We start from the raw sequence: 22,071 nt of genomic DNA, 5'->3' as shown, positions 1-22,071 counted from the left end.
GGCGTCCTGTTTCCACACGGTTAAGCGGCTATTTCCCGTGCGTCGCGGTGTTGTCTCCCACCCGCGCCGCCCCGACGGCGATCTGTGGCACGCCCAACAGCACGGGCACCTTCCGCTCGCCGCTGTCGTCGAACGCGATGGTCGGGTCGGCCTCGGCGGGCGCGTTGACGAACGACACGAAGCGCGACAGCTTGTTCTCGTCCTCGAGCACCGCCGCCCACTCGTCCTTGTAGCCCTCGACGTGCTTGGCCATGGCCGACTCCAGCTCCTCGGCGAGGCCGAGGCTGTCCTCGCAGATGACCTGCCGCAGGTACTCGATGCCGCCCTCCAGCGCCTCCTGCCACGGCGCGGTGCGCTGCAACCGGTCGGCGGTACGGATGTAGAACATCAGGTACCGGTCGATGTATTTGATCAGCGTCTCGTCGTCGAGTTCGCCGGCCAGCAGCACCGCGTGCTTCGGGGTGAGACCGCCGTTGCCGCCGACGTAGAGGTTCCAGCCGTTCTCGGTGGCGATGACGCCGACGTCCTTGCCGCGCGCCTCCGCGCACTCGCGGGCGCAGCCCGACACCGCCAGCTTCAGCTTGTGCGGGGAACGCAGTCCGCGGTAACGCTTTTCGAGCAGCACGGCCATGCCGACCGAGTCCTGCTGGCCGTAGCGGCACCAGGTGGACCCGACGCAGCTCTTGACCGTGCGCAGCGATTTGCCGTAGGCGTGGCCGGACTCCATGCCCGCGTCCACCAGGCGCTTCCAGATCAGCGGCAGCTGCTCGACGCGCGCGCCGAACAGGTCGATGCGCTGGCCGCCGGTGACCTTGACGTAGAGGTCGAACTCCTTGGCCACCTCGCCGATGGTGATCAGCTGCTCGGCGGTGACCTCGCCGCCGGGCATCCGCGGCACCACCGAGTAGGTGCCGTTCTTCTGCATGTTGGCCAGGAAGTGGTCGTTGGTGTCCTGCAGCGCGGCCTGCTCGCCGTCGAGGATGTGATCGCTGGAGGTGGACGCCAGGATCGAGGCGACGGTCGGCTTGCAGATATCGCAGCCCGAGCCCTTGCCGTACTTGGCGATCAGGCCCGAGAAGGTGCGGATGCCGGTGACCTGCACGATCTGGAACAGCTCGGCGCGCGACTGGCTGAAGTGCTCGCACAGCGACTTGGAGACCTCGACGCCGGACTGCTCGAGCAGCTTCTTCAGCATCGGCACGCAGCCGCCGCAGGAGGTGCCCGCGTTGGTGCAGCTCTTGATGGCGGGCACATCGCACGCGCCGTCGGCGATCGCGCCGCAGATGGAGCCCTTGCTGACGTTGTTGCAGGAGCAGATCTGCGCCTCGTCGGGCAGGGCGTCGGCGCCCAGCTCCGCGCCGGCCGGGGAGATGAGCGAAGCCGGGTCGGCGGGCAGCGGACGGCCGACCAGCGGGCGCAGCGCCGAGTAGGCCGACGCGTCGCCCACCAGGATGCCGCCGAGCAGGATCTTCGCGTCGTCGGAGACGACCAGCTTGGCGTAGGTGCCCTTGGCCGCGTCGTGCAGCACCACCGACAGCGCGCCCTCGGTGGTGGCGTGCGCGTCACCGAAGCTGGCCACGTCCACGCCGAGCAGCTTGAGCTTGGTGGACATGTCCGCGCCGGGGAACTCGCCCTGCCCGCCGAGCAGACGGTCGGCGACCACCTCGGCGGTGGAGTAGCCGGGGGCCACCAGGCCGTAGCAGACACCCTCGACCGCGGCGCATTCGCCGACGGCCCAGATGTTCGGGTCCGAGGTCTGCAACCCCAGGTCGGTGATGATGCCGCCGCGCGGGCCCACCTCGAGGCCGGCGTCGCGGGCGATCTGATCGCGGGGGCGCACGCCCGCGGAGAACACCACCATCGCGGCGTCGATCACGGTCTCGTCGGAGAGGGTGACCCGCAGGCCGCCCTCGGTCTCCTCGATCGAGGAGGTGCCGACGCCGGTGTGCACGTTCAGGCCGAGATCGGTGACCAGGCGTTCCAGGATCGCGCCGCCGCCCTCGTCGACCTGGGCGGGCATCAGCCGGTTGTTGTACTCGACCACGTGCGGGGTCATGCCGAGCAGGCGCAGCGCGTTGGCCGCCTCCAGGCCGAGCAGACCGCCGCCGACCACCACGCCGCGCGCGCCGGGACCGGCCGCCTCGGCGGTGGCGCGGATGCCGTCGAGATCCTCGATGGTGCGGTAGACGTAGCAGCCCGGCAGGTCGTGGCCGGGGACCGGCGGCACGAACGCGTAGGAGCCGGTGGCCAGGATCAGCGCGTCGTAGGCGAGGGTGTCACCGGCGGAGGTGAGCACCTTGCGCGCCTCGCGGTCGATGCTCTCGGCCCGGTGGCCCAGCCGCAGCTCCACCAGCTCGTCACCGGCGTACTCGTTGCCGGGCAGCGCCAGCGCGCTGGGGTCCCAGGCGCCCACGTAGGACGACAGGCCGACGCGGTCGTAGGCGGGCAGCTGCTCCTCGCTGAGGACCACGATCTGCCAGGTGGCGTCCTCGTCGCGGGACCGCAGGGCCTCGACGAAGCGGTGTCCGACCATGCCGTGGCCGACGACCACCGCGGTCTTGCGCCGAGTGGGATCGACGGTGGGGTTCATAGTGACCTCCCTGGAATGGTTCGGCGTCAGGCGCGAGCCGACGGGCTGGACGACGCGGCGGCCTCGGCTTCGAGGACGAGCGCCTCGGCTTCGACGACCACGTCGGAGTCGGTGGCGGCGGGGCGGCGCAGGAACACCAGGTAGGTGACCGCGGCGCACACCACGTAGAAGGCGGTGAAGACCCAGAACGCGGTGGTCGCGGAGCTGGTCGAGGCGTAGGACGAGCGCAGCACCAGGTTGATGCCGACCCCGCCCAGCGCGCCGATGGCGCCGACGAAACCGATGAGCGCGCCGGCGGTGTTCTGCGACCAGGCCGACTGTTCGGCCGGACGCACGGGCAGCGACTTGGACCTGGCCTCGAACACCGACGGGATGATCTTGGTGACCGAGCCGTTGCCGATGCCGGAGATGACGAACAGGGCGATGAAGCCGGCCACCATGGCCACCATCACCACACCGGTCGGGCGACCCGCGCCGTCACCGAGGGCGCTCGCCAGCCCGACCAGCACAGCCGCGCCGATCATGACGGCGAAGGTGAACAGCGTGACCTTCGCACCGCCCAACCGGTCGGCCCAGCGGCCGCCGTAGGGGCGGGCCAGCGAACCGAGCAGCGGGCCGATGAACGCGATGGACGCGGCGTGCACGGCGGCCTGGGCGGCGGTGTCACCACCGGCGACGAAGTTGAGTTGCAGCACCTGGCCGAACGCGAAGCTGTAGCCGATGAACGACCCGAAGGTGCCGATGTAGAGGAAGGCGATGGCCCACGACTGCGGCACCCGCAGCGCGTCGACCATGGACGAGAGGTTGGCCTTCTGGCTCGGCAGGTTGTCCATGTAGAGCGCGGCGCCGAAGCCGGCGACGGCGATCAGGGCCAGGTAGATCAGGCAGATCACCGATGCGTACTCGGCGCCCAGGGTGGCCAGCACCAGCAGGCCGAGCAGCTGGATGACGGGGACGCCGATATTGCCGCCGCCCGCGTTCAGGCCCAGCGCCCAGCCCTTGAGCCGCTGGGGGTAGAAGGCGTTGATATTGGTCATCGAGGAGGCGAAGTTGCCGCCGCCGAAGCCCGCGAAGGCCGCGATGACCAGGAACGTGGTGTACGAGGTGCCCGGCTGGTTGATGAAGTACAGCGTCAGCAGCGTCGGGATCAGCAGCGCCAGGACGCTGAAGATGGTCCAGTTGCGGCCGCCGAATCGCGCGGTGGCGACCGTGTACGGGATGCGCAGCACCGCACCGACCAGCGTAGGCACCGCGACCAGGAAGAACTTGCCCGCGGGATCGATGCCGAACTGGTCGGCGGGCATGAACAGCACCATCACCGACCAGATGGACCACACGGAGAATCCGATGTGCTCGGCGACCACCGACCAGATCAGGTTGCGCTTGGCGACGTCCTTGCCGCCCGCCTCCCAGGCGGCGACATCTTCGGCGTCCCACTGCTCAATGTTGCGATTACGCGTCAGCGTGCTCAACAAGGGCCTCCCAAATTCCGGTTGGCCCAACGGTAGGAAACAGGTATTGCCGTAATGCTGCGGTAGATGACCGTCAAATCAACGGTTACTCACCTCGCTCCGGTCAGCGAGGTGAGCCCCTTCGAATGTTTCGGGCATGTGACACAACGGTTTCCGCGAGTGACAAACAGCCGACCCCGCCGGAAAACCGCGTGAGATGTGACGTGCACAGCATGCGCCCGGGGCGGCGACACCGCAACAGCTACGTCCCGATCGCCGCGGCTAGCGGGCGTGGGCGACGTCCACCGCGCGGTCGAACTCGTCGTCCATTCCGGTGTCCGGGGTGTAGGTGGCCAGGCTGACGGCGATCGAGACGACCACGTTGACGAGGAAGCCGGGGACGATCTCGTAGAGGGCGACGCCGTAGATGTCGGGGCCGTAGGCGGACCAGAGGATGACGGTCAGCGCACCGGCGACCATACCGGCGAGCGCGCCCCAGTTGGTGAGCTTGCGCCAGTAGAGGCACAGGAGCACGGCCGGGCCGAAGGACGCGCCGAAACCGGCCCACGCGAACGCGACGAGTTCGAGGATGGTGCCGCTCGGCGAGATCGCGAGCAGCCCGGCGATGACCGCGACCACCAGCACGCACACCCTGCCCAGCGTCAGCAGCGTGCGCTGGGAACTCTCCCGGCCGAAGACGTGGTACAGATCCTCGACGAATGCCGAGGAACAGACGATCAGCTGGCTCGACACCGTGCTCATGATCGCCGCCAGCACCGCCGCGAACACGAAACCGACGATCAGCGGATGCAGCAGCAGCTGCGAGAGCGCCAGCACCACATGCTCGGGATTGTCCAGGGATTCGCCGCTGGTCGAGAAGTACGCGATCCCGACCAGGCCGCAGGCGACCGCGCCGGCCAGCGACACGATCATCCACGTCATGCCGATGCGCCGGGCCGGTCCCGCCGACTCGGCGCTGCGCATCGCCATGAAGCGCACGATGATGTGCGGTTGCCCGAAGTACCCGAGGCCCCACGCGGCCGCAGAGAGGATGCCCACCACGGTGGCCGCCGTCAACGAGCCGCCGCCCAGCCAGGACAACCGGGCGGGGTCCACCTCCCGGATCGCGTCGACCGTCGCGCCGGGCCCGCCCACCGCGACCATCGCCACGACGGGCACCACGAGCAGCGCCAGCAGCATCATGGTGCCCTGCACCACGTCGGTCAGCGACGCGCCGAGGAAGCCGCCGATGAGCGTGTAGGCCAAGGTCACGGCGGCGACGATCAGCATGCCGCTCAGATACGAGGTGCCGAACGCGAGCCGGAAGAACTCACCGCCCGCGACCAGCATCGAGGACACGTAGAAGGTGAAGAAGACCAGGACGATGGTCCCCGAGGCCACGCGCAGCAGCCGGGTGTCGTCGTGCAGCCGGTTCTCGAAGAAGCTGGGGATGGTGATGGAGTTGCGCGCGACCTCGGTGTAGGCGCGCAGCCGCGGCGCGACGAACCGCCAGTTGAGGTAGGCGCCGATGGTGAGGCCGATGGCGATCCACGCCTCGATCAGGCCCGCGGCGTAGATGGCGCCCGGCAGGCCCATCATGAGCCAGCCCGACATATCGGAGGCGCCCGCGCTGAGGGCGGCGGTCCACGGCGGCAGCTGCCTGCCCGCCAGCATGTAGCCCTCGTGGTCGACCGTCTTGCGGTAGGCGTAGACACCGATGGCGACCATCGCCCCGAAGTACACGACCAGCGCGATGATCTGCAGGGTCCGGTCGGACACGCTGCCCCCTTTACCCCGGTGGCCGCGCGGGCTCCGGCGAGATCGGCGGGAGGTTTGTCCGGTTACGGTATCCCAGCCCGGGGTTCTTCCACGGCGCATCGCCGGTTAGCGACTCGGACGTGTCCTGGGGAACCTACGCCGCGACGACCGGCTCCCGTTTGCCCCAGGTGTCCTCCAGCAGGCGCGGTTTGCAGGCTTGCCAGGCGCCGAGGAGCAGGACCAGCACCGCGACGCTCAGCATGGCGAAGGGGGCGAGCCAGCCGCCGGTGGCGGTGTGCAGCATGCCGAACAGCAGCGGGCCCAGGCAGGCCACGGCGTAGCCGACGCCCTGGGTGAAGCCGGACAGCGCGGCCGAACCGCGCGGGGTGCGGGTGCGCAGGTTGATCAGGGTGAGCGCCATCGGGAAAGTGCTCGGGCCCAAGCCCAGCAGCACCACCCACAGCACGGGCGCGGCCATCGGCGCGATCAGCAGGCCCGCGAAGGCGGCGAAGAAGAAGACCGCGCAGCCCAGCACGATGGGGAACGGGTTGCGGTACCGCGCGACCAGGGTGGGCGCGGTGAACGCGGCGACGAGTCCGACCAGGGCGAACAGGCCGACCATGGTGCCGCCGAAGGCGTCGCTCGCGCCGGCGTCGCCCAGGATGCGCGGCAGCCAGGCGAACATGGCGTAGGTGGTCAGCGAGGTCATGCCGAACATGCCCGCCATGCCCCAGGCCAGCGGCGAGCGCCACACCCGGCCCGCCGCCGCGCCCGGCTCGGTGGGCAGCGCAGTGACGTCGTCGCGGTCACGGCCCTCGCGGCTGCGCAGCACCGCGATCCACGGCACCGCCGCGGCGAAGCCGAGCAACGCCCACATGCCGACGGACACGCGCCAGCCGAAGTGGTCGGCCGCGGGCACCGCGACCAGCGCCGGGAAGACGGTGCCCAGCTGCACCATGGTGATGTAAAGGGAGCTGATCACCGCGAGCCGGTCGGGGAAGTACCGCTTGACCAGCGGCGGGATCACCACGTTGCCGATACCCATGCCGCCGAGGGCCAGCGCCGAGAACACCAGCAGCTCGCCGGTGCCGTGCATGAGCGAACGGATGAGCATGCCCGCGCCCGCCATGAGCATCGCGGCCAGCGCGGTGCGCTCCAGGCCGAGGCGGCGCACCATCAGCGGGGTCAGCAGGCCCGAGACCGCGAACATCGCGGTGGGAATCATGCCGAAGACGCCGACGACGGCGGTGGAATAGCCGATGTCGGCGCCGATGCGTTCGGCCAGCGGGCTGTAGGCGGTGACGGCGACGCGCAGCACGAGCGCGGACATGACGATCGCGGTGAGGACGAGTAGTCGCCCCTCCAGCAGCGCGCGACGGCGCGCGGCGATATCGACGGTGTCCTGGCTCGGGGCATCGGGGAGGGTCGCTGTCACCGAGAAATCATAGGATGACCCCATGATCGGAGGCAACCGTTTGTGACGGGCGGTACCCTATTGCCGTGCAACCAGTCCGGCGCACCAGCCTCATCGCCCAGGTAACCGAACAGCTGCGTGCCGAAATACGTTCCGGCCGTTGGCCCATCGGCTCCCGCATCCCCACCGAACCGGAGCTCACCGAGCTCACCGGGACGGGCCGCAACACCGTGCGCGAGGCGGTGCAGGCGCTCGTGCACGCGGGTGTGCTGGAACGCCGCCAGGGCTCGGGCACCTATGTGATCGCGGCCTCGGAGGTCGGCGGCACGCTCGGCAAGTTCTTCGCCGACGCCGAGGAGCGCGATGTGCTCGAGTTGCGCCTGGCGCTCGACACCACCGCCGCGGCGCTGGCGGCCCAGCGCCGCGACGAGTCCGATATCGCCACCCTGCGCCGCCTGCTCGCCGAGCGCAGCAACCACTGGGACGACGACATTCCCACGGCCATCGCCGCTGACGTGGAGTTGCACCGCGCCATCGTGGTCGCCAGCCACAACGCCGTGTACCTCGAGTTCTACGATTCGCTGCTGCCCACCATCGAACAGGTGATCCGTTCGCGCACCTCGAAGTCCGACGACTCCTACGACGCCGAGCACAACGAGCTCGTGCAGGCCGTCATCGACGGCGACGGCGAGCGCGCCTCGCAGGCCGCGAGCTGCTTCCTCGGCTCGCTCATCGCCGAATATCCCGACGCGCGCTGAATTCCGACCGGTCGGGCACGCAGGAAAACCCTCTCCGCGGCCGATCCCACGATGTGAGTCGGATTTGCCGGGAACGTCACCGAAGGCCACGGGGACGCAACAACGGGCTTCTACTTTTGTCTCGACCGTACTAAGGCAACTCGACGGCTCCACCCGATTCCGGGGCGAGGGGCGAATCCCGAGACGAACAACGTCGCAACGGCGCGACGGTGCCGCGATGAGGGTCGGTCGAGATCGAATCGAGAGGAAGCCGATGACCGCCACAGTCGCTGCCACCGGCCAGACGCCGGACACCGCGTTCACCCACGAGAAGCGCGGCCGCTGGCTGGATCACTGGGAACCGGACAACGAGAAATTCTGGGAATCGGGTGGCAATCTCACCGCGCGCAAGAATCTCATCTTCTCGGTGTTCGCCGAGAATCTCGGATTCAGCGTGTGGGTCATCTGGGGCACCGTCGTCACCAGCATGGGCGCGGCCGGATTCCCCTTCCTCGCCGGTCTCGGCCAGGGCAACCCGACCGCCGTCAGCAACGCGCTGCTGCTGACCTCCACGCCCACGCTCGTCGGTGCGGCACTGCGCATTCCGTACACCTTCGCCATCCCGCGCTTCGGCGGGCGCGCGTTCACCGCGTTCAGCGCCGCCATGCTGCTCATCCCGACGCTCGGCCTGGCCTGGTTCGTCAACCAGCCCGGGACGCCGATGTGGGTGTTCATGGTGCTGGCCGCGCTCGCCGGTTTCGGTGGCGGCAACTTCTCCTCGTCGATGGCGAACATCTCGTTCTTCTTCCCCGAGGGCAAAAAGGGTGCGGCACTGGGCATCAACGCCGCGGGCGGCAACCTCGGCGTCGCGCAGACCCAGCTGGTGCTGCCGCTGCTGATCACGCTCGGCACGCACATCATGGCCAAGGACGCCGCGGGCTACCGGTTCGGCATCACGCTCTCGGTGCTGGTCTGGGTGCCGTTCATCCTGGTCGCCACGTTCGGCGCACTGCGCTACATGGACAGCATCAGCACGGCCAAGTCCGACGGCAAGTCCTACAAGCTGGCGCTCACCAACCGGCACACCTGGATCATGTCGTTCCTCTACATCGGCACTTTCGGCTCGTTCATCGGTTTCTCGTTCGCGTTCCCGACGCTGATCAAGGCGAACTTCCCGAGCCTGGCCAATATCGGCTGGATCACCACCCTGGGCAACCTGGCCTTCCTCGGCGCGCTGGTGGGCTCGTTCAGCCGTCCGTTCGGCGGCTGGATCTCCGACAAGGTGGGCGGCGCGAAGATCACCGTGATGGTGTTCGGCGGCATGGCCGTGGCGGCGGTCGCCATCCTGGCGGCGCTGGAGCTGAAGAGCTTCCCGCTCTACCTGACCGCGTTCCTGGCGCTGTTCATCCTGACCGGCATCGGCAACGGCTCCACCTACCGGATGATCCCGTCGATCTTCAGCGCGGAGGCCAAGAAGTACGCCTCCGAGCACGGCACGGACATCGCCGAGGCCGCGGCGTCGGCGCGGCGGCAGGCGGGTGCGGCGATCGGCGTCATCGGCGCGATCGGCGCCTCGGGCGGCTACCTGCTGCAGCAGGCGCTGCGCCTGTCGAACATCAACTTCGGCAGCATGTCGCCCGCGTTCTGGGCCTACGCGGCCACGTTCGTGGTGATGGCGGGCGTGACCTGGTTCTTCTACCTGCGGTCCTCGTTCGCGGTGGGCCGGATCTCCTCGCTCGCCTACGCGAACGTGTAAGTCGCACCGGGCATCCGGGACCGAACCCCTCGGATGATCGCGACGCCGGCGACCGGCGGCGCGCCCGGTGAGACCCGAATGCCGCCGGGAAGTCTTCCTTCCCGGCGGCATTCGGTGTGTTCGTATGCAAGTTGTTGCCCGGCAACGGTTTTCACTACAGCAGGAACCGCACCATATCGGCGGTGCGCGCGAGTCCGGGCAGCGCCTCCGGGGTGGAACGCGGATGCAGCGCGTGCACCGCGAGCCGGAACATGACCGCGCGCAATAACATCTGCGGCCACTCCGGCAGATCCGCCCAGCGGTCGACCAAACCGTCGTCGGCCCCGCCCCACGACAGCGCGTCCACCACGATCACCCCCGCCGCCCAGCCCGCGGGCCGCCAGTACGGGGTGATGTCGGTGAGCCCTGGCGTGTACTGCCCGGCGAACAGGACCGTGCCGAACAGGTCGCCGTGCACCAGTTGCGCCGGTGTGTGGACAGGTTTGCGCAGGGTGGCCAACTGGCCGATGAGCTCCATGCTGCGCTGCCCGTCGGGCGAGGTGGGCAGCACCGCGCCGCCCGCGCGCAGACTGCGCAGCGGCACCGATTCCCAGGCCGCGCGATCGGCGGCCACGAAGATGTCCACGTCGACCCACGGCGCGACGGGCGGCTGCACCAGGAAGCGTGGGCGCTCCAGCCGCGAGGTGGCCTGGTGCAGGCGCAGCGAGATGGAGACCACCTCGTCGTGGCGGGGTTCCGGGCTGCCCTCCAGGTACGTATCGGCCCGCCAACCCGAGACGACGTAGCGGCCGTCGGTCGCGCGCACCGGCCGCGCCAGCCGCAATCCGTCCACCTTCAGCGTCTCGCGGACCTTCGCCGACCACGCCGCGCGCGCGTGATCGGCCACCGGGCTCAGCACCACGTCACCGCACCGCCAGCCACCGTCCCAGTCATTGAGCGGGACGGGTGTCACTTCGCGCAGACCGAACGTGGCGCGCACGTGCTCGGGAGGTTCCACAGAAGTCACGGCCGTACGGTACCGCCGGTCAACGGCGGAATTCGGACGCCGCGCCGGTACCGAGTCGCGCCGGTGACCGTCCTCGCCGGCCATCCGCTCACCGATCTCGCACTCCCGGCGGCCCGCGCCGGCGCCGTGTTCGGCGTCCACCATCTCAGTCGGTACTGGCCTGTTCCCGGTGGGCGGATCGGCCGCCGACCGGATCGGGACCGCCACGAGGGTGACGTTTTCCAGACCGTCCACCTCGACTGCAACGCGGGGTGGACGGTCGCGGCGGCCCGGCGCGCGGGCCACCGCGGCGGTGTCAGTAGACGGGCAGGCTGGTGTCGACCTGGCGGGCCCAGGCCACGATGCCGCCCTGCACGTGCGTGGCGTCGGCGAAGCCCGCGCTCTTGAGCACCGCCAGCGCCTCGGCCGAGCGGATGCCGGTCTTGCAGTGCAGCACGATCGGGCGGTTCTGCGGCAGTTCGGCCAGCGCCTCACCGGACAGGATGCGGTCCTTCGGGATCAGCTTCGCGCCCTCGATGTGCACGATGTCCCACTCCACCGGCTCGCGCACGTCGATCAGCTCGATCTCCTTGCCCGCGTCCAGCAACTCCTTGAGCTCGGTCGCCGTGATGGTGGATCCCGCCGCGGCCGCCTGGCCCTCCTCGGACACCACACCGCAGAACGCCTCGTAGTCGATCAGCTCGGTGATCGGCTGACGCTCCGGGTCACGGCGCAGCTTGATGGTGCGGTAGGTCATGTCGAGTGCGTCGTAGACCATGAGCCGGCCCAGCAGCGGGTCGCCGATGCCGGTGATCAGCTTGATGGCCTCGGTCACCATGATCGAGCCGATGGAGGCGCACAGCACGCCGAGCACGCCGCCCTCGGCGCAGGAGGGCACCATGCCGGGCGGCGGGGCCTCGGGGTACAGATCGCGGTAGTTGATGCCGCGGCCGTCGGGCGCGTCCTCCCAGAACACCGACGCCTGGCCCTCGAACCGGTAGATCGAACCCCACACGTACGGCTTGCCGGCCAGCACGGCGGCGTCGTTCACCAGATAGCGGGTGGCGAAATTGTCGGTGCCGTCCAGGATCAGATCGTACTCGCGGAACAATTCGACCGCGTTCTCGGGTTCGAGGCGGAACTTGTGCAGCCGCACGTCGATGCCGGAATTGATCTCCAGAATGGAATCGCGCGCGCTGTCGGCCTTGGAACGACCGATATCGGACTGGCCGTGGATCACCTGCCGTTGCAGATTCGAGGCGTCCACCTCGTCGAATTCCACGATGCCGAGCGTGCCCACGCCGGCGGCGGCCAGGTACAGCAGGGCGGGCGAGCCGAGGCCGCCCGCGCCGATCACGAGCACTTTCGCGTTCTTCAGACGTTTCTGCCCGTCCACACCCACATCCGGGATGATCAGATGCCTGCTGTAGCGAGCGATCTCGTCCTTGCTCAGCTCGGCGGCCGGTTCGACCAGCGGCGGCAGGGACTTCGGTGATGACACGTCCAGGACTCCTCGAATCGAATTGGCCGATCGCGTGGTGCAACGCGCGCGAGCGGGCCGTTCTTCCCGATTATCGCGCCGTGCCGCGCCGCGTCAGCCGCGGGGGTAGGGCCAGGGGTTGAAACGACAGCGCTTGCCGTCCATCGGGACCACACCGTGCGGATCGAGTTCGGCGATGTCGTTGTTCTTGGTGCCGAACGTCTGCTGCATCATGATCGGCGCCAGGCCGCCGTCGGTCTCGCACGGCTGATGCTGGTGGTAGCCGATGGCGTGGCCGACCTCGTGATTGATCTGGTACTGCCGGTAGGAGCCGATATCGCCCTCGAAGGCCAGCGCGCCACGCACCCAGCGCACCTCCGAGAGCACCACGCGGTCCAGGTCGGCGTGGTAGCAGGACGAATCGATGGGGATCTCGAACCCGCACACCTCGCGGGTGGTCTGGCGCGAGGTGAGCGAGATCCGGAAATCGGGCTCGCCCTGGTCGATCCGCTGGAACGCGAACTTCGGGTCGTGCGACCAGCTTTTGGGGTTGGCGAGGGTGCTGTCGATCATCTTCGCCACCGACTCGTCCCCGCCGAAGCCGGAGGTGTCGATGCCGTCCTCGATCTCGACGGTGTAGCGGAAGCTGTACTCCCGGCCCTCGCCGACCTTCGCGGTCGTGCCGGGCACGACACGCCAGGTGCCCGTGCCGTCCTCCACGAACGGCCCGCCCTCCGGCAGTGCGCCGGTGGGCAGATCGGCGGGGAACTGCCCGTCACCGGGCGGTGCGCCGATCACGCCCGCCGACGCGGCGCGCGGACTGAATCGGCCGAAACTCGGATCGGTGTTCGCGCCCGCCCCCTCGGCGCCGCCCCCGCGCACCGCGTCCACCACCACGAGGACCGTGACGATGAACAGGATGGGCAGCGCGTAGGCGCGCCATCCGTAGGTGGAGACGAATCGGCCGATCGCGCTCTGCTTCTTGGTGCCGCGTTCGGGGCGCGGCCGGCTGCGGCTCTCGTCGGGAGCGGTGGGGTCCCAGCGCGCTCGCAGCGGCTGATGGGAACGGTCGGCCCCCTGGTAGAGCCCGAGGGGGTCGTAGATCTCGACGCCGTCGCGGGTGCGGGCCGGTGGCGCCGCGTCGCGATCGGAGGGGGTGTCGCCCGCGCGCGGCCACGGTTCGCTGATGCGAGGGACCGCGCGCTCGGGTCTGGATCGGCGGCCCGGCGCACCGGAACGCCGCGCGGTGCCCGATCGGGCAGCCGCGCCCGAACGCGCCTCGGGACCGGACCTCGCCACGGGGTCCGACACTACGGAACCGGGCGTCGCCGAGCCAGTGGGGCGGAGCGCGTCACGCCCGCCGCCGGACGGTCTTTCCGGTCGGTCGGTCACACCCATCAGGTTCTCACAGGGCGCAAGCTCCCCGCCGGACGTCCCATCGGGTGAACTTCGTCGCAGGGCCGGGTCCGCATGCGACGGGTTAGCGGGTATCGTTCTTTGGATACCCGGTGCACAACCCCATTCAGCCGGGGAACCGACTGGGAGAGCCGAAATGACCGACCTCGTGGACCGGATGACGTCCCGCAGAACGTCGTCCGAGGCCATGGCACCGACCAAACGCGGTACCCGCCTGCCGCGCGACGAGCGCAGGCTGCAACTGCTCCAGGCCGCGAGCGAGGTGTTCGTACTGCGCGGCTACCACGCCGCGGGCATGGACGAGATCTCCCAGGTCGCCGGCGTGAGCAAGCCGGTGCTGTACCAGCACTTCACCAGCAAGCTGGAGCTGTACCTGGCGGTGCTGCAGAACTACGTCGACATGCTGGTCTCCAGCGTGCGCCAGGCGCTGCGCTCCACCACCGACAACCGCCAGCGCGTGCGCGCCGCCGTGCAGGCGTACTTCGATTTCGTGGACAACGAGATGCAGGGCTTCCGCCTGGTCTTCGAGTCCGATCTCACCAGCGAGCCGCAGGTGCAGCGCCGCGTCGAACAGGCCACCGAGGCCTGCGTGGACGCCGTCTTCGACCTGGTCGCCCACGACTCCGGCCTGGACCCCTACCGGGCCCGCATCCTGGCCGTCGGCTTGGTGGGCACCAGCCAGTTCACGGCGCGGTACTGGCTGGAAGCCGATCGCCCGATCCCCAAGGACGAGGCCGTGGATACGACGGTGGCGCTGGCATGGGGCGGCCTGTCCCACGTCCCTTTGCATCCGATCGGTTAGCCCCAACCATCAGATCGAACAAGAAAGGTCCCTGGCTTCCGAGAAGCCAGGGACCTTTTCGTTCTTCACCCACGCAACACCTGATCTCGCACCTACATGGGTAACTCACCGGGAACGCCCAGAACTCACCCTGCACAGAACAGGCGGCCCGGCACGAAACCGAACCACGCACTCACGACCGGCGAAAAGACGCGGAGAGGCGGGTAAGCCCAGATCAAACAGCGGCGAAACCTACGCGGCCGCCCGTGGCGGTGCCGATCTCGACGTACGCCACCTTGGACGCCTGGATCAGGAACTTGCGGCCCTTCTCGTCGGTGAGGGCGACGACGCCCGAGGTGCCGCTCAGCGCGTCGGAGACCAGCGCTTCGACCTCGTCGGGGGTCTGTCCGCTGACGATGACGAGTTCGCGCGGGCTATCCGCAATACCGATCTTGACCTCCACGGCCAACCTCCGAACCTAGAGTCCTGTGCGGCACCGGGCGTCGCGGCGCCCGAGCGCTCTTGCTGTCGGTCCAAGGCTAATGCAGGGCCGCGGCCGTCCGGCACGGCCCTGCCTGCGCTGTCAGCGAACAGCGGGCCGGGTGGGCTATTTCGGTTCGACGAGCTGGATCTCGAGTTCGATGGCCACCGCGTCGCCGAGGAAGCCCGGCGCCGACGGGCCGACACCGAAGTCGGATCGCTTGATGGTCCCGGTGGCGGAGAATCCGGCGTGGCGTTCGCCGGTCTCGCCGAAGGCCTGCACACCGCCCCATTCGACGTCCAGGCGCACCGGCTTGGTGATCGCGCCGAGGGTGACCTCACCGTCGACGGTGAAGGTCTCCGCGACACGGACCGGGCCGAGCGCGCGGAAGGTGAGCGTGGGGCGGTTCTCGACGTCGAGGAAGTCGGCGGTGCGGACGTGGGCGTCGCGGTCGGGGTTGCCGCTGTCGAAGGAGTCCAGGTGGATGGTCGCGCCGAGGGTGGCCTCGCCGTTCTCGTCGACGACGAATTCGGTGTCGAAGCGGGTGAAGCCGCCGCGCACCTTGGAGATGCCGAGGTGGCGGATGGCGAACGAGACCGACGAGTGCGCGGTGTCCAGCGCCCAGGAGCCGGCTTTGAGCTGCGTGGTCGAAGTGGTCATGGCTACGACGATGTGCGCGCGGGCGGCGGGCAGCCAGACCGCCGTTATCCTCGCCCTCGCAGGGCGCGGCTACCGGTACCCGGATAGGGCATGGTGGAACCATGGCACGCAACGCCTTCGCCGAGTTCCTGGTGGCCCGCCGCGGTGAGCTGCGGCCCGCCGACGTCGGCCTGCCCGAGGGCGGCAGGCGGCGCACGCCGGGCCTGCGCCGCGAGGAGGTCGCGGTGCTGGCCGGGGTGAGCGCGGACTACCTGGCACGGCTCGAGCAGGGCCGCGACACGAACCCGTCGCTGGCCGTGGTGGACGCGCTCGCCGACGCGTTGCGCCTGGACGGCACGCAACGGCAGCACTTCGGTCTGCTGGCGCTCATCTCCGGCAACGAATCCCGCTGCCCGGGAGCCGAATCCCCGCACGAGCAGATCAGCGACACGGTGCGTGCGGTGCTCGACGCCCTGGACCCCACGCCCGCTTTCGTTGTCGGCAGGCGCTGGAACATCCTGGGCTGGAACCACACGTGGGCCGAGTTCGCCGCGCCGCTGGGCCTGATCGACCGCGCCGAGGAGGCCAACCTCGCCGGGTACGTGTTCACCGATCCGCGGGCGCGCCACATCCTGCGCGACTGGCCCGCGGCCGCCGACTCCTTCGCCACCGCGCTGCTGCGCGCGAAACTGCGCTGGCCCGGGGACAGCAAACTGCTCGCGATGATCGACGCACTGCGCCGCGAACCCGAATTCGACCGTCGCTGGCAGCCGCAGCGCGTCGGCGCGGGGCCGATGTCGAGCCTTCTGCGGTTCGACCATCCCACCCACGGCACCATCGACGTGCCCGTCGAAACAATGGAAACCGACAGCGATCAAAGCGTGGTCGTCTGGCTGGTCGACCGCGCCGCCACCCACTCCCCCGGCCTGCGCCTGGTCCACAACCGCGCGGCCAACGAATAGGCATCGGTATATCCAGCCCGTAATTCGGCGGTGACGAGCGGGAGAAGGCGCGGAAACCTGGGTCGAAAACGATGGGGGCCATGGCTTCCCGCAACACGAAGGCTCCGCGCCCGGTCGACGAGATCCCGCCGCTGAAACGGCTGTTCCCTTTGGCCGCGCAGCACGTCCTGGCGATGTACGCGGGCGCGGTCGCGGTGCCGCTGATCGTCGGCGGCGCGATGGTGAGCGCGGGACGGTTGCAGCAGTCCGACATCGTGCACCTGATCATGGCGGACCTGTTCGTCGCCGGCCTCGCGACCGTGCTGCAAGCCGTCGGATTCTGGCGGTTCGGCGTCCGGCTGCCGCTCATGCAGGGCGTCACCTTCGCCGCCGTGGGCCCGATGATCACAATCGGCGTGAACCACGGCGTCACCACCATCTACGGGTCGGTCATCGCCTGCGGGCTCTTCATGATCCTGCTGGCGCCGGTGTTCGGCAGGCTGATCCGGTTCTTCCCACCGCTGGTCACCGGCACCATCATCCTCATCATCGGGGTCTCGCTGATGCGGGTGGCGTCGGGATGGTTCGGCGGCGGCACCGGACCCGAGTTCGGCGATCCCGCCGCGATCGGCATGGGATTCTTCACCCTCGCGGTGATCATCCTCATCGAACGGTTCGCCCCCGAGGGCCTGCGCCGGATCTCGATCCTGCTCGGACTGATCATCGGCACGGTGGTGTCGATCCCGCTGGGGCTGACCGACTGGAGTCACCTCGGCGACTACGACTGGGTCGGTGTCGTGACACCGTTCCAGTTCGGCCTGCCCACCTTCGAGATCGGCTCGGTTCTCGCGCTGCTCATCGTCGCGATCGTCGTCATGACCGAGACGACCGGCGACATCGTGGCGGTCGGCGAGATCGTCGACGAGAAGATCACCCCGCGCCGGTTGGCCGACGGTCTGCGCGCCGACGGGCTCGGCACGGTGCTCGGCGGGGTCTTCAACACGTTCCCCTACACCGCGTTCGCCCAGAACGTGGGGCTGGTCGCCCTCACCGGCGTGCGCAGCAGGCATGTGGCCACGGCGGCCGGAGCATTGCTCGTGGTGCTGGGTCTGCTGCCGAAACTGGCGGCCGTGGTGGAAGGGATTCCGCTGCCGGTGCTCGGCGGCGCGGGTGTGGCGCTGTTCGGCATGGTCGCGGCCTCCGGGGTGCGCACGCTGTCGAAGGTCGCGTTCGACAACACCAACATCCTCGTTGTCGCGATCTCGCTGGGGGTGGCCATGCTGACCGAGGCCAAGCTCTACTACACCGACCGGTCGGGCGAGGCGCCGGTGAACGTGGCGCTGGACCTCTACAGCCAGTTCCCGGACTGGTTCCAAACGGTCTTCCACTCGGGGATCTCGGCGGGCGCTATCACGGCGATACTGCTCAACCTGCTGCTCAACCGAAACCGCACCGCCGACCCCGGCGAGCCCGACGCCCACGACGCCCCGCGCGCGGCGCGCCCCGATCCCGGCGACCTGGCGCGCGCCGCGGAACCGTCGCGGGCGGAGCGGGGAGCGGAACCGGCCTAGAGGCCCAGGACCGCCATGCGCTGGGCGTGGCTGTCCTGCATGCGCTCGAAGAGCGCGGCGATGCCGTTGAGATCGCCGGTGGCGGTGAGCACGAGTTCGGCCAGTTCGTCGCGCTGGGCCATCACGTACTGGGCCTGGGTGATGGCCTCACCCAGCAGCCTGCGGCCCCACAGGGTGAGGCGGTCGCGTTCGGAACGGCTGGTGGTGACCGCGCGGCGCACCTCCTCGACCACGAACTCCGAATGGCTGGTCTCGGCGAGCACATCGCGCACGACGGTGGCCACGGCCGGGTCCAGCGCGCCCGCGATCTCGGTGTAGAAATCGGCGGCGATGCCGTCGCCCACGTAGAACTTCACCATCGACTCGAGCCAGGTGGAGGGGTCGGTGGACGCGTGGTAGGCGTCCAGGGCCCGCACGAACGGCGCCATCGCGTCGAACACGTCGACACCACACTCGGCCAGCGCCGTCTCCAGCGTCTGGAAGTGCGCCATCTCGGCGGTCGCCATCTTCGCGACGGCCACCTTCCCCCGCAGCGTCGGCGACAGCTTCGCCTCCTCCGCCAACCGGTAGAACGCGGAGATCTCGCCGTAGGCGAGCACCGCGAAAAGGTCGATCACACCGGGGTTGTCCGCGGCGATGGGCGAGGTCGAGACACCGGACGTTGCAGGGGACTGTGCTGCCATGCAGCCAGCCTAATAGGCACCGATGGGCGCAGCCCATTCGAAACACTGCGCACGGCCGAAGCGCAGTCCGTCCATGCCCGGCAGACGCCCGACGAGCGGAGGCCATCACTGCCCTGCGCGCGGCCTGAGCGGGACGAGACGCTGCACACGCCCCAGGAGAAACCGCGGCTTGCCCGAACTCCCGCGCCGCGAATGAGGCGGAACGCGAACGGGATTCGCCGGTCAGCTCGCGTCGCGTTCGGTGAGGAACTTCTCCAGGTACACCCAGGTGGTGTCGCGGGCGGTCTCGCCGGTGAGGATGCCGAGGTGGCTGCCGGGGGCGGTTTCGTAGCGCACGGTTTCGGCGCCGGTCAGGGTGCGGGTGCCGGCCTGCACGGCGGCGGCCGCGGTGATCACGTCGGAGGGGCCGCCGACCAGCAGCACGGCGGCGGTCACATCGGCCAGCCGGATGCGCCGCTCCCCCAGGCGCACCACGCCGCGTCCGATGTCGTTGCCGAGGATGAGCCTGCCCCACAGCTGCCCGTAGAACCGGCCGGGGTAGCCGGGCATCTCGGCCATGAAACGGTCGATCGATTCCATCTTGGCCAGCGTCTCGGTGCGGGCCAGGTTGGTCGCGACGAACCACGGCCGCTTGAGCTCGCGCTCCCACGCGGTGACGCGATAGGCCAGCCGGGTGAGCGGTGCGGGGATGCCGCCCGCCGCCCGCACCGCCGTGGTGGTGGCGATGCCGCCGGTGAGCTTGGCGACCGCGCGCAGTTGCGGGATGCCGGTCATCTTGTCGTAGTCCAGCGGCGAGCCGACGGCGGTGATCGAGCGGATCGGCAGTTCCGGATGGGCGGCCGCGGTGAGCAGCGCCAGCGTGCCGCCGATCGACCAGCACACCAGGTCCACGGGCGCGCCGCCGCGATCGGCGGAGGTGCGCAGCACGGCGTCCGGGATGATCTCGTCGATCCAGTCCTCGAAGCCCATGGCGCGGTCGGCGAAGGTGATCTCGCCGTAGTCGATCACGTAGGTCGCGCGGCCGCTGTCGCGCAGGTGGCGGGCCAGGCTCTGGTCGGGCCGCAGGTCGAAACAGGTGGCCGGCGCGGCGAGCGGGGGCACCAGCAGGACGGCGGCGTCCGCGACCGGGGTGGGTCCGCCCTCGAACCGGCGCAGCTGCCGGTGCGGTTCGTCCCACAGGATCGTCGACGGGGTGGGTTCCGGCGACTCGACGCCGGAGCCGAAGGTCAGCGCCCACGCGTTGCGGGCGGCGGTGGTGACCGTGTCTGCGATGCTCACCCCAAGAATGTCTCACATCCCAGTACCGCCGGTAACAGGCAAGTCCGCTTCCCGACGGTTTGCCGCCACCGCGACACTCGGGCGCCGGGCGGGCCCGCCGCCGCTACCGCCCCGCGCGCGAAGCATTCCGGCGACCATGAATTGTCAAGTCCCGCACCATACATCGGGTAAACCGGACGGGCGCCCGCGGAGTTTCGCCCGCGAATAACCCGGGCGCCATTTCGGGCGCAGCACAATATCACGCTACAATCACCACGGACAACGGAAAATATCGTTCCCCACGCATGCGCCACGGCGCCGCCACGGGGCTTCCGAGGTCCAGGAAAATGTGCGCGCACCAGATCCGCATCCCGCGTTGCGCCGATGTTCCCGGGTAGTTGCCGTCCCACGATGGCACCCTGACGACATCCGGCCGCGACCCGGAGCACCCGCCGGATCAGTGGTCGTCGCGGACCGGCCGGTCCGCCCCACACCTCGTGCGCGCGTGACGCGATATCGAGGAAGGCACGAACCTGAGCAAGATCACTGTCGAGCAGGAGCCCGGCCTGGCGGACACGCTGTTGACGGCCGAACTGGACGAGACACACACCGCCCCGACATTCACCGAATTGGGGGTGCGCGACGAAATCGTCCGCGCGCTCGCCGAGATCGGTATCGAACGCACCTTCGCGATTCAGGAACTCACCCTCCCGCTGGCGCTGGCCGGCGAGGATCTCATCGGTCAGGCCCGCACCGGTATGGGCAAGACCTTCGGTTTCGGCGTGCCGCTGCTGCACCGCATCGCGACCGGTGATTCCACCACCCCGCTGGACGGCACGCCGCGCGCGCTGGTGATCGTCCCGACCCGCGAACTGTGCATCCAGGTCACCCAGGATCTGGAGAACGCGAGCAAATACCTGCGCAACGAGCGCGGCAGGCTCGCGGTGGCCTCCATCTACGGCGGCCGCCCCTACGAGTCGCAGATCGCGGCGCTGCGCGAAGGCGTGGACGTGGTGGTCGGCACGCCGGGCCGACTATTGGACCTGGCCAAGCAGAACCATCTGATCCTCGGCAAGGTCGGCGTGCTGGTGCTCGACGAAGCCGACGAAATGCTCGACCTGGGCTTCCTGCCCGATATCGAGCGCATTCTCACCATGGTCCCGGACAAGCGCCAGACCATGCTGTTCTCGGCCACCATGCCGGGCCCGATCATCACCCTGGCCCGCACGTTCCTCACCCGCCCGACCCACATCCGGGCCGAGGAGCCCAGCGATTCGGCCGTGCACGACCGCACCGCGCAGTTCGTCTACCGCGCGCACGCGCTGGACAAGAGCGAACTGATCGCGCGCGTGTTGCAGGCGGAGACCCGCGGCGCCACCATGATCTTCACCCGCACCAAGCGCACCGCGCAGAAGGTGGCCGACGACCTGGCCGACCGCGGCTTCGCCGTGGGCGCGGTGCACGGCGACCTCGGGCAGATCGCGCGCGAGAAGGCGCTGTCGAAGTTCCGCAAGGGCGCGATCGACGTGCTGGTCGCCACCGACGTGGCCGCGCGCGGCATCGACATCGACGACGTCACCCACGTCATCAACTACCAGTGCCCCGAGGACGAGAAGACCTACGTGCACCGCATCGGCCGCACCGGCCGCGCGGGCCGCACCGGCGTCGCGGTCACGCTGATCGACTGGGACGAGCTCAACCGCTGGGCCGGCATCGACAAGGCGCTGGGCCTCGGGATCCCCGAGCCGGTGGAGACGTACTCGCGCTCGCCGCACCTGTACTCCGATCTCGGGATTCCCGAGGGCGTCGGCGGCACCGTGCGCAAGGCGCGTCCCGCGAGCGAAGAGGACGACGCGGTCGTGGTGGAGCGCGAGGCGCGCAGCCCGCGCAAGCGCAACCGCAGGCGGACCCGCGGCGGGCAGCCGGTGGACGGCGTGGAATCGGGCGCCGCCGAGGCCGCCGGTGAACAGGGCGAGGACGCGCAGCTGGGTCGGCGCAGGCGCAGGCGGCGCCGGTCGGGCGGCGGCGAGAACGGCGCCGACGCGCAGGTGACCGAGACGGGTGGCCAGGTCGCCGAGCCGGGTGCCGACGCGGCGGACGCCGAGCCGGGTGCGGCGCAGGGCGAGGCGCC

The 22,071-nt window shown here is 69.5% G+C and carries 16 protein-coding genes and 1 pseudogene; 6 read left to right on the top strand and 11 right to left on the bottom strand.

The genetic code is table 11. From position 1 onward, the window contains the following. Nucleotides 1-28: 28 nt before the first annotated feature. The 4 genes from nirB to OHB21_RS16865 all read right to left on the bottom strand — a co-directional run bounded on the left by nirB (nucleotide 29) and on the right by OHB21_RS16865 (nucleotide 7,234). Entirely contained in the window at nucleotides 29-2,590 is a 2,562-nt protein-coding gene (gene nirB, locus OHB21_RS16880; protein ID WP_195126194.1) for a nitrite reductase large subunit NirB, read from the bottom strand. Between the two features lie 26 nt (nucleotides 2,591-2,616). After that, nucleotides 2,617-4,065: a nitrate/nitrite transporter gene (locus tag OHB21_RS16875; protein ID WP_084537763.1), complete on the bottom strand. Its 1,449-nt coding sequence runs from the start codon at nucleotides 4,063-4,065 to the stop codon at nucleotides 2,617-2,619. Nucleotides 4,066-4,323: 258 nt separating this feature from the next. Continuing rightward, nucleotides 4,324-5,820 (bottom strand): sodium/proline symporter PutP, encoded by a 1,497-nt coding sequence (putP, locus tag OHB21_RS16870; protein ID WP_195124858.1) that lies wholly within the window; start codon nucleotides 5,818-5,820, stop codon nucleotides 4,324-4,326. 133 nt (nucleotides 5,821-5,953) lie between these two features. Continuing rightward, a complete protein-coding gene (locus tag OHB21_RS16865; RefSeq protein WP_067510179.1) occupies nucleotides 5,954-7,234 on the bottom strand; it encodes an MFS transporter in 1,281 nt (426 codons plus the stop codon). A 65-nt stretch (nucleotides 7,235-7,299) separates the two neighbouring features. On the opposite strand from OHB21_RS16865, the gene OHB21_RS16860 reads away from it, so the two are divergent. Both OHB21_RS16860 and OHB21_RS16855 read left to right on the top strand, forming a co-directional pair. Next, nucleotides 7,300-7,971 (top strand): FadR/GntR family transcriptional regulator, encoded by a 672-nt coding sequence (locus OHB21_RS16860; protein WP_067510051.1) that lies wholly within the window; start codon nucleotides 7,300-7,302, stop codon nucleotides 7,969-7,971. Between the two features lie 253 nt (nucleotides 7,972-8,224). After that, nucleotides 8,225-9,706: an MFS transporter gene (locus OHB21_RS16855; RefSeq protein ID WP_195124857.1), complete on the top strand. Its 1,482-nt coding sequence runs from the start codon at nucleotides 8,225-8,227 to the stop codon at nucleotides 9,704-9,706. Between the two features lie 154 nt (nucleotides 9,707-9,860). Here OHB21_RS16855 and OHB21_RS16850 read toward each other — a convergent pair whose 3' ends face one another. From OHB21_RS16850 to OHB21_RS16840, 3 genes are all read right to left on the bottom strand, one after another. Then, nucleotides 9,861-10,712 (bottom strand): TIGR02569 family protein, encoded by an 852-nt coding sequence (locus tag OHB21_RS16850; RefSeq protein ID WP_067510181.1) that lies wholly within the window; start codon nucleotides 10,710-10,712, stop codon nucleotides 9,861-9,863. 295 nt (nucleotides 10,713-11,007) lie between these two features. Continuing rightward, entirely contained in the window at nucleotides 11,008-12,192 is a 1,185-nt protein-coding gene (gene moeZ / locus OHB21_RS16845) for an adenylyltransferase/sulfurtransferase MoeZ (protein ID WP_067510056.1), read from the bottom strand. Between the two features lie 93 nt (nucleotides 12,193-12,285). Then, the gene (locus tag OHB21_RS16840; RefSeq protein WP_407675219.1) at nucleotides 12,286-13,470 is read right to left on the bottom strand and encodes a DUF3152 domain-containing protein; all 1,185 of its coding nucleotides are present in this window, start codon (nucleotides 13,468-13,470) and stop codon (nucleotides 12,286-12,288) included. A 253-nt stretch (nucleotides 13,471-13,723) separates the two neighbouring features. Between OHB21_RS16840 and OHB21_RS16835 the strand changes: the two genes are divergently transcribed. Continuing rightward, the gene (locus tag OHB21_RS16835) at nucleotides 13,724-14,389 is read left to right on the top strand and encodes a TetR/AcrR family transcriptional regulator (protein ID WP_067510060.1); all 666 of its coding nucleotides are present in this window, start codon (nucleotides 13,724-13,726) and stop codon (nucleotides 14,387-14,389) included. A 214-nt stretch (nucleotides 14,390-14,603) separates the two neighbouring features. Here the strand turns inward: OHB21_RS16835 and OHB21_RS16830 are convergent, their stop codons facing one another. Next, complete coding sequence (locus OHB21_RS16830) at nucleotides 14,604-14,831, bottom strand: DUF3107 domain-containing protein (RefSeq protein ID WP_067510062.1); 228 nt, start codon at nucleotides 14,829-14,831, stop codon at nucleotides 14,604-14,606. 144 nt (nucleotides 14,832-14,975) lie between these two features. Continuing rightward, a complete protein-coding gene (locus OHB21_RS16825; protein ID WP_195124854.1) occupies nucleotides 14,976-15,509 on the bottom strand; it encodes a YceI family protein in 534 nt (177 codons plus the stop codon). Between the two features lie 101 nt (nucleotides 15,510-15,610). Here OHB21_RS16825 and OHB21_RS16820 point away from each other — a divergent pair, with 101 nt between their 5' ends. Together OHB21_RS16820 and OHB21_RS16815 are read left to right on the top strand one after the other, a co-directional pair. Then, nucleotides 15,611-16,450 carry a helix-turn-helix transcriptional regulator gene (locus tag OHB21_RS16820; RefSeq protein ID WP_195124853.1) on the top strand — a complete coding sequence of 280 codons (840 nt, stop codon included), beginning with the start codon at nucleotides 15,611-15,613 and terminating at the stop codon, nucleotides 16,448-16,450. An 80-nt stretch (nucleotides 16,451-16,530) separates the two neighbouring features. Then, on the top strand, nucleotides 16,531-18,000 hold the full coding sequence (locus tag OHB21_RS16815; RefSeq protein ID WP_407675218.1) for a nucleobase:cation symporter-2 family protein: 1,470 nt from the start codon (nucleotides 16,531-16,533) through the stop codon (nucleotides 17,998-18,000). Here OHB21_RS16815 and OHB21_RS16810 read toward each other — a convergent pair. Together OHB21_RS16810 and OHB21_RS16805 are read right to left on the bottom strand one after the other, a co-directional pair. Next, nucleotides 17,997-18,683 (bottom strand): ferritin-like fold-containing protein, encoded by a 687-nt coding sequence (locus OHB21_RS16810; RefSeq protein WP_067510067.1) that lies wholly within the window; start codon nucleotides 18,681-18,683, stop codon nucleotides 17,997-17,999. The two genes, OHB21_RS16815 and OHB21_RS16810, sit on opposite strands and share 4 nt — an antisense overlap. 222 nt (nucleotides 18,684-18,905) lie before the next feature. Further along, nucleotides 18,906-19,961, bottom strand: a complete 1,056-nt coding sequence (locus OHB21_RS16805; protein WP_195124852.1) for an alpha/beta fold hydrolase — start codon at nucleotides 19,959-19,961, stop codon at nucleotides 18,906-18,908. A gap of 545 nt (nucleotides 19,962-20,506) precedes the next feature. On the opposite strand from OHB21_RS16805, the pseudogene OHB21_RS16800 reads away from it, so the two are divergent. Then, nucleotides 20,507-22,000, top strand: a pseudogene (locus OHB21_RS16800) (DEAD/DEAH box helicase); the annotation flags it as partial. Between the last annotated feature and the right edge of the window lie 71 nt (nucleotides 22,001-22,071).

The organism is Nocardia puris (assembly GCF_036051655.1).
In the GTDB taxonomy this organism is placed as follows: domain Bacteria; phylum Actinomycetota; class Actinomycetes; order Mycobacteriales; family Mycobacteriaceae; genus Nocardia; species Nocardia puris.
Note: the sequence above shows the minus strand (reverse complement) of the source record. Positions and strands in the feature narration are given on the sequence as shown.